This is a genomic window from Streptomyces sp. NPDC057428 (genome assembly GCF_042803195.1).
Taxonomy (GTDB): domain Bacteria; phylum Actinomycetota; class Actinomycetes; order Streptomycetales; family Streptomycetaceae; genus Streptomyces.
Genome location: NZ_JBHVCT010000048.1, coordinates 44214 through 50354, shown reverse-complemented (window position 1 = coordinate 50354; position 6141 = coordinate 44214). Strand labels below are relative to the sequence as shown.

8 protein-coding genes are annotated in these 6141 nt (G+C 67.2%); 2 read left to right on the top strand and 6 right to left on the bottom strand.

Annotated features, from left to right (window positions below; translation table 11 throughout):
* The 6 genes from istA to rpsF form a co-directional block, all read right to left on the bottom strand.
* On the bottom strand, positions 1–1433 hold a 1433-nt coding region (gene istA, locus ACFU5K_RS19525; protein ID WP_384063093.1), incomplete at its 3' end, for an IS21 family transposase.
* Between the two features lie 78 nt (positions 1434–1511).
* The gene (locus ACFU5K_RS19520; RefSeq protein ID WP_384063090.1) at positions 1512–1829 is read right to left on the bottom strand and encodes a hypothetical protein; all 318 of its coding nucleotides are present in this window, start codon (positions 1827–1829) and stop codon (positions 1512–1514) included.
* A 555-nt stretch (positions 1830–2384) separates the two neighbouring features.
* Positions 2385–2831 carry a 50S ribosomal protein L9 gene (gene rplI, locus ACFU5K_RS19515; protein ID WP_014155197.1) on the bottom strand — a complete coding sequence of 149 codons (447 nt, stop codon included), beginning with the start codon at positions 2829–2831 and terminating at the stop codon, positions 2385–2387.
* Between the two features lie 18 nt (positions 2832–2849).
* A complete protein-coding gene (gene rpsR, locus ACFU5K_RS19510; protein WP_003967857.1) occupies positions 2850–3086 on the bottom strand; it encodes a 30S ribosomal protein S18 in 237 nt (78 codons plus the stop codon).
* Between the two features lie 43 nt (positions 3087–3129).
* A complete protein-coding gene (locus tag ACFU5K_RS19505) occupies positions 3130–3756 on the bottom strand; it encodes a single-stranded DNA-binding protein (RefSeq protein WP_384063087.1) in 627 nt (208 codons plus the stop codon).
* Positions 3757–3827: 71 nt separating this feature from the next.
* The gene (gene rpsF, locus ACFU5K_RS19500) at positions 3828–4118 is read right to left on the bottom strand and encodes a 30S ribosomal protein S6 (RefSeq protein WP_280887590.1); all 291 of its coding nucleotides are present in this window, start codon (positions 4116–4118) and stop codon (positions 3828–3830) included.
* A 285-nt stretch (positions 4119–4403) separates the two neighbouring features.
* Between rpsF and ACFU5K_RS19495 the strand changes: the two genes are divergently transcribed.
* Entirely contained in the window at positions 4404–4760 is a 357-nt protein-coding gene (locus ACFU5K_RS19495) for a hypothetical protein (RefSeq protein ID WP_384063084.1), read from the top strand.
* A gap of 186 nt (positions 4761–4946) precedes the next feature.
* Positions 4947–6065: a lipid II:glycine glycyltransferase FemX gene (locus ACFU5K_RS19490; RefSeq protein WP_384063082.1), complete on the top strand. Its 1119-nt coding sequence runs from the start codon at positions 4947–4949 to the stop codon at positions 6063–6065.
* The last annotated feature ends 76 nt before the right edge of the window (positions 6066–6141 follow it).

The following is a 6141-nucleotide window of genomic DNA, read 5'->3' as shown; positions in this document are numbered from 1 at the left end:
CTCGCCCGGGTCGGCTCGGCCGAGACGTGGGCGGCCTGGTAGTGGAGGATGGAAAGCAGATCCTTCTCCGCGAAGCGGCCGGTGACCGCCGCCGTGCCGAGCGCCCGGTCGACCTCAGCGGTGGAGTAGAGCTTGGCCAGAGCGACAGCCTCGGCCATCTTGGCCTTGACCCGGCGAGTGCCGGCCGCGGCGGCCTCGACGAGCCAGCTGGCCGCCCCGGGGCCCAGCATGAGGAAGGCGGCCTCGTCGGAGTTGGTGGCCTTGGGGGTGCGGTCGCCGTCCTTGTTCTCGCGCGGCGGATAGTGGGCATCGTCGATCACTGGGCTGCCCGGAGTGCCGCGCGGGTGGCGGGCGACCTCACGGGCCGTGCCGTCCGCGGCGACCGCAGTGACGATCAGCTCGTCGCCGTGGAAACGGGCCCAGACCCGAGTGTCGATCAGCTCGTGCGGGACGGAGTAACGCACGGACTCCACCGACACCGTCGAGTTCCACGTCACCCGCCGTGTCGTGCCGAACGCCGCGCTGAAGGGTTCCTTGGGCAACGGGTGCAGCCGGCTCGCTTCCTCGGCGAGCATCTCGACGGGCTTGCGCCGCGTCTCGCGGTGGACCCGGTTGTTGACCTCGTCACAGAACTCCCGGCAGGCCCGCTCCAATTGAGCGAAACTCCCGTAGGAATCCAGGAGGTTGACATCCTTGGGGACGAGGTCTGCCTTCGCGATGCGGACGGTCGACTCGCTGCCGCCCTTGGTCTCCGGGTCGGCCGGGACACAGGTGCGGATCGTCATGCCGTAGTGCCGACCAACCTCGACGATGTCGGGGTTACGGACCGCGATCCCCGCGATGTGGTCGGTGGTGACGGTCTTCTCGTTGTCGGTCAGCGCGAAGGAGGGAGCCCCGCCGATCCGCCGCAGCGTGGCGTCCAGACAGGCCACGACCGTCGGCAGCGTCTTGTCCAGCACCGGGATCACCACCCGGAAACGGGACCAGGCCAGCCAGACGCACCACAGCGTGGTCTGCCGTCCCGCGATTACCGGGCCGTCGCCCCAGTCCCACTGCAGCCAGAGCCCCGGCTCGGTGATCCACGGCCGGTAGATCCGCCGCTGTCCGGCCCGGTACTGGGCCTTCGCCTCGGCGACCGTGCGGCGGGTCGTGCGCTCACCGCCGTCGAAACCCATCGCGGTGAGCCGCCGGTGGACCACGTCCGCGCGGATCTTGCCGTGCGAGCGGACGACCAGTTCCTCGATCTTGGGCAGGTAGTCGTCGATCGCGCGGGCCCGGTGCCGGCGCTGGTCGGGGTGCTGCCCGGCGGCCCGCATCTTCACATATCGGGCCACCGTGTGGTGGTCGCACCCGGCCAGCTCGGCCGCCGCGCGGTAACTGCCCGTGAGGTCGTATGCCTCAAGGATTTCCATGATCTCCCTGCTCTTCTTCACCCGCTCGAGCATCGCCGAGCAGGACCTGTCGGGGCGAGCGGGGAGATATCTGGCCGTACGCGGGGAATCCCGAGGCCGTCACTGGGGCCGTAAATGGCCGCCTATGGGGAGCTTGCCATGGCCGCTGTCACGGACCGGCGCCAGCCGGTAGATGCCCGCGTCGAGTTCGGCCCGGACCTCGGGCCAGTGAACTGCGATCCACGGCCGCAACTCAGCCGTGGACATGCCGTCCACCCCGGGAGCACCCCGGTTCATTTCAACGCGGTTGAGCGCCGCGAGCAGGTTCTCCCTGGAGAGCATCCGCTCCCACAGCGAGGACTCCCGCTCCCGGTGAACGTCCTCCGTGGAGTGCGCCGACCGGCCACTACGCTCCGCCAGGACACTCCCGGAATGCACCGGTCCCTCCCCGGTCGGCACCGCCGAAGCGGACTTGCTGCGGTCCACGTGACCAGCACGAGCAACCACCACATCACCCGTTCCACTCGATGTTCGGCCCTTCCCAGCCGCCCTGCTCATCCCGGCTGGTACTACGACCTCTGCTGACTTCTGCCCGGTCAGAACCGACCTTCCAGCCCGCTCCGTCGGCGCGGCGACGTGTCCAGCACAACCGACACCCGGACAGATCTCCCCAGGTAAGAACGATCACTGTCCCTGGATCCCCGCCGCGTTTACGCACTGGCCTTCTTGGTGGAGACGGGCATCACCTTCCGTTGCAGGCTCACCCGACCAGCACGCCTCATACACGGTTCGTGTTCCTCGGTACCCAGGTCTCGCCTCGGGCTTCCTCCAGACCCCACCTCACGATGACGCCCTTGCCTCCGGCTCGGGGTTAGCACCACCTCTTCCCCCAGGGGACTTCCACCCCCAAGCAATCGCCCATGCTGGGCGCACAACGACGAAGGGCCGCACCCAAGGGTGCGGCCCTTCACCTAGCTCTACTGAGCTGTGCCCTTAGGCAGCAACGACCTCGATGCCGAGCTTCGCGGCAACCTCGGGGTGCAGCCGGACGGACACCTGGTGCCCGCCGAGCGTCTTGATCGGCGAGCCGAGCTCGACGCGACGCTTGTCGACGTCCGGGCCACCGGCAGACTTGATCGCCGAAGCGATGTCAGCCGGGGTGACGGAGCCGAAGAGGCGGCCGGCGTCGCCGGAGCGAACAGCCAGCCGGACCTTGACGGCTTCGAGCTTGGCCTTGATCTCGTTGGCCTGCTCGATCGTCGCGATCTCGTGGATCTTGCGGGCGCGGCGGATCTGCGCCACGTCCTTCTCGCCACCCTTGGTCCAGCGAATGGCAAAGCCACGCGGAACCAGGTAGTTACGGGCGTACCCGTCCTTGACGTCCACGACGTCACCTGCGGCGCCGAGGCCAGTGACCTCGTGAGTGAGGATGATCTTCATTATTCGGTCACCCTTCCCTTATCGCGCGGTGGACGTGTAGGGCAGCAGCGCCATCTCACGGCTGTTCTTGACTGCCGTGGCGACGTCACGCTGGTGCTGCGTGCAGTTGCCGGTGACGCGGCGGGCACGGATCTTGCCACGGTCGGAAATGAACTTCCGCAGCATGTTCGTGTCCTTGTAGTCCACGTACTGGGTCTTGTCCTTGCAGAACGCGCAGACCTTCTTCTTAGGCTTGCGCACAGGCGGCTTCGCCATTGTGTCTCTCCTGTGTGATCAAGAAGTGGGGGTACGAGCAGCCCTAGAAGGGAGGCTCGTCCGAGTAGCCGCCGCCAGAACCACCAGATCCGCCGGAACCGCCGGAGCTTCCGCCCCAACCGCCTCCGCCGCCCTGCTGTGCCCCGCCTTGCTGACCGCCGGCCGGCGCGCTGGTGGCCCACGGGTCGTCGGCGGGAGCACCGCCGCCGCCCTGCTGGCCGCCACCACCGGGACCGCCGCCCCAGTTGCCGCCGCCCTGCTGGCCACCGCCGTATCCACCCTGGCCGCCGCCCTGGCCACCGCGACCCGTGGTCTTGGTGACCTTGGCCGTGGCGCTCTTCAGGCTGGGACCGACTTCCTCGACGTCCAGTTCGTAGACCGTGCGCTTGACGCCCTCACGGTCCTCGTAGGACCGCTGCTTCAACCGGCCCTGCACGACGACGCGCATGCCTCGCTGAAGCGACTCCGCGACGTTCTCCGCCGCCTGACGCCAGACCGAGCAGGTGAGGAACAGGCCTTCGCCGTCCTTCCACTCATTGGTCTGCCGGTCGAAGATGCGGGGAGTGGACGCGACACGGAACTTCGCGACCGCCGCACCGGACGGGGTGAAGCGCAGCTCGGGGTCGTCGACGAGATTGCCGACGACCGTGATGACGGTCTCGCCTGCCATGGGTGAACCTCTCGGCGGGGATTGCTTCTGGCTGCTTGCTACTCGAACCCGAAAACCGCTGAGCTAGATGCTCAGTGGGTCTCGGGACGGAGGACCTTGGTCCGGAGGACCGACTCGTTCAGGTTCATCTGTCGGTCGAGCTCCTTGACGACCGCAGGCTCGGCCTGCAGGTCGATGACCGAGTAGATGCCCTCAGGCTTCTTCTTGATCTCGTAAGAGAGACGACGACGGCCCCAGGTGTCGACCTTCTCGACCTTTCCGCTGCCCTCACGGACGACGGAGAGGAAGTTCTCGATCAGCGGGGAGACAGCTCGCTCCTCGAGATCGGGGTCGAGGATGACCATCACTTCGTAGTGACGCATGTGGAACCCACCTCCTTTGGACTCAGCGGCCACGGTCGTTCCGTGGCAGGAGGGTCGTGATGCGTAAGCAACAGTGTCTCCGAGTAAAACAGCCGCCACTGACAGCGCCCGTCTTCGATGATCGAGGGGAGCTGCTGTGCTGGCTCAGGGCAGACACGGGTGCAGACCGTACAGAGTACCCGCAGACGGGCTTCCGGTTGAAATCCGGTGTTCAGGGCGCACAATCGAAACAGTCACGGTGTGATCGGCACAACATCGCACCGCTCTTCTGCCAGGAGGTGCTCCATGGCGCAGACAATGCGGTCGCCCGGTGGCCGAACCGCTCCCAGCCACGTGGCCAACGCCCGCCCCGCCAACGGTTCGCTGTTCGCCACGGACGGCAGGCCCCACCCGCTCCAGGAAGCGCTGATGGCGGTCACAGGGGTGCTGGGCGTCCTCGCCTTCGTGGCGGCGCAGTTCCACAGCCTGCACCTGCTCAGTTCGTGGGCGGGCCTGATCGGCCTGCTCGTGGGCGCCTACGGGCAGTACCACTCCAGGACCACCTGGCAGCGATTCGGCTTCATCATGGGCATGGGCTCCTCCGCCGTCGGTTTCTACCTCGGGATGGCGCACGGAGGCCTCTTCGGCGGCGTCATCACCTGACCGGCAGAACCTCGGCCGACTCCGGTCGGCCACCCCTCGCAGCGCTCCAGCAGGCCATGCGGCGAGGCGGCAGCCCGGTTCGGTCCCGACGGGGCCGGGCCGGGTGCCCGTCGGCCACAGTAGGCTTCGGCGCGAGAGCCGGAGCCCCTGACCGATGGGGACACACCTGCCGAGGAGCGCCCCAGCATGAGCCTGACCCTGAGGACCATCAGCCGAGAACAGCATCTGGCCTACATCCAGAGCCTCCCCTCGGCCAGTCACTGCCAGGTCCCGGCGTGGGCTGATGTGAAGACCGAGTGGCGTTCGGAGAACCTCGGATGGTTCGACAAGAGCGGCGAGATGGTCGGCGCCGGCCTGGTGCTCTACCGTCAGCTGCCCAAGATCAAGCGCTATCTGGCCTACCTTCCCGAGGGCCCGGTCATCAACTGGTACGCCCCGAACCTGGACGAGTGGCTCCAGCCGATGCTCGCCCACCTGAAGCAGCAGGGCGCCTTCTCGGTGAAGATGGGTCCGCCCGTGGTCATCCGGCGCTGGGACTCTGCCGCCATCAAGTCGGGCATCCAGGATCCCGACGTGAAGCGCCTCCGTGACGTCGAGGCGAGCCACATCGAGCCCCGCGCCTTCGAGGTCTCCGACCGGCTGCGGAAAATGGGCTGGCAGCAGGGCGAGGACGGCGGTGCCGGGTTCGGTGACGTGCAGCCCCGATACGTCTTCCAGGTGCCGCTGGCCAACCGCTCCCTCGAGGACGTGCTGAAGGGCTTCAACCAGCTCTGGCGACGCAACATCAAGAAGGCCGACAAGGCCGGCGTCGAGGTCGTCCAAGCCGGCTACGAAGACCTCGCCGAGTGGCAGCGGCTGTACGAGATCACCGCCGTGCGCGACCACTTCAGGCCGCGCCCGCTCTCGTACTTCCAGCAGATGTGGACGGTGCTCAACTCCGAGGACCCCAACCGCATGCGGCTGTACTTCGCCCGGCACAACGGAGTGAACCTGTCGGCCGCCACCATGCTCGTCGTCGGTGGGCACGTCTGGTACTCCTACGGCGCCTCCGACAACATCGGGCGCGAAGTCCGCCCCTCCAACGCCATGCAGTGGCGGATGCTCCGCGACTCGTATGCCATGGGCGCGACCGTCTACGACCTGCGCGGCATCAGCGACTCGCTGGACGAGACCGACCACCTCTTCGGACTGATCCAGTTCAAGGTGGGCACCGGCGGCGAAGCCGTCGAGTACATCGGCGAATGGGACTTCCCCCTCAACAAGCTGCTGCACAAGGCGCTCGATATGTACATGTCGCGCCGCTAGGCACACCCCGCTCACGATCACCACCAGCTCCTCTCCCTCATCTCACTTACACCGCAGCCACCAGAAAGGTTCCGGG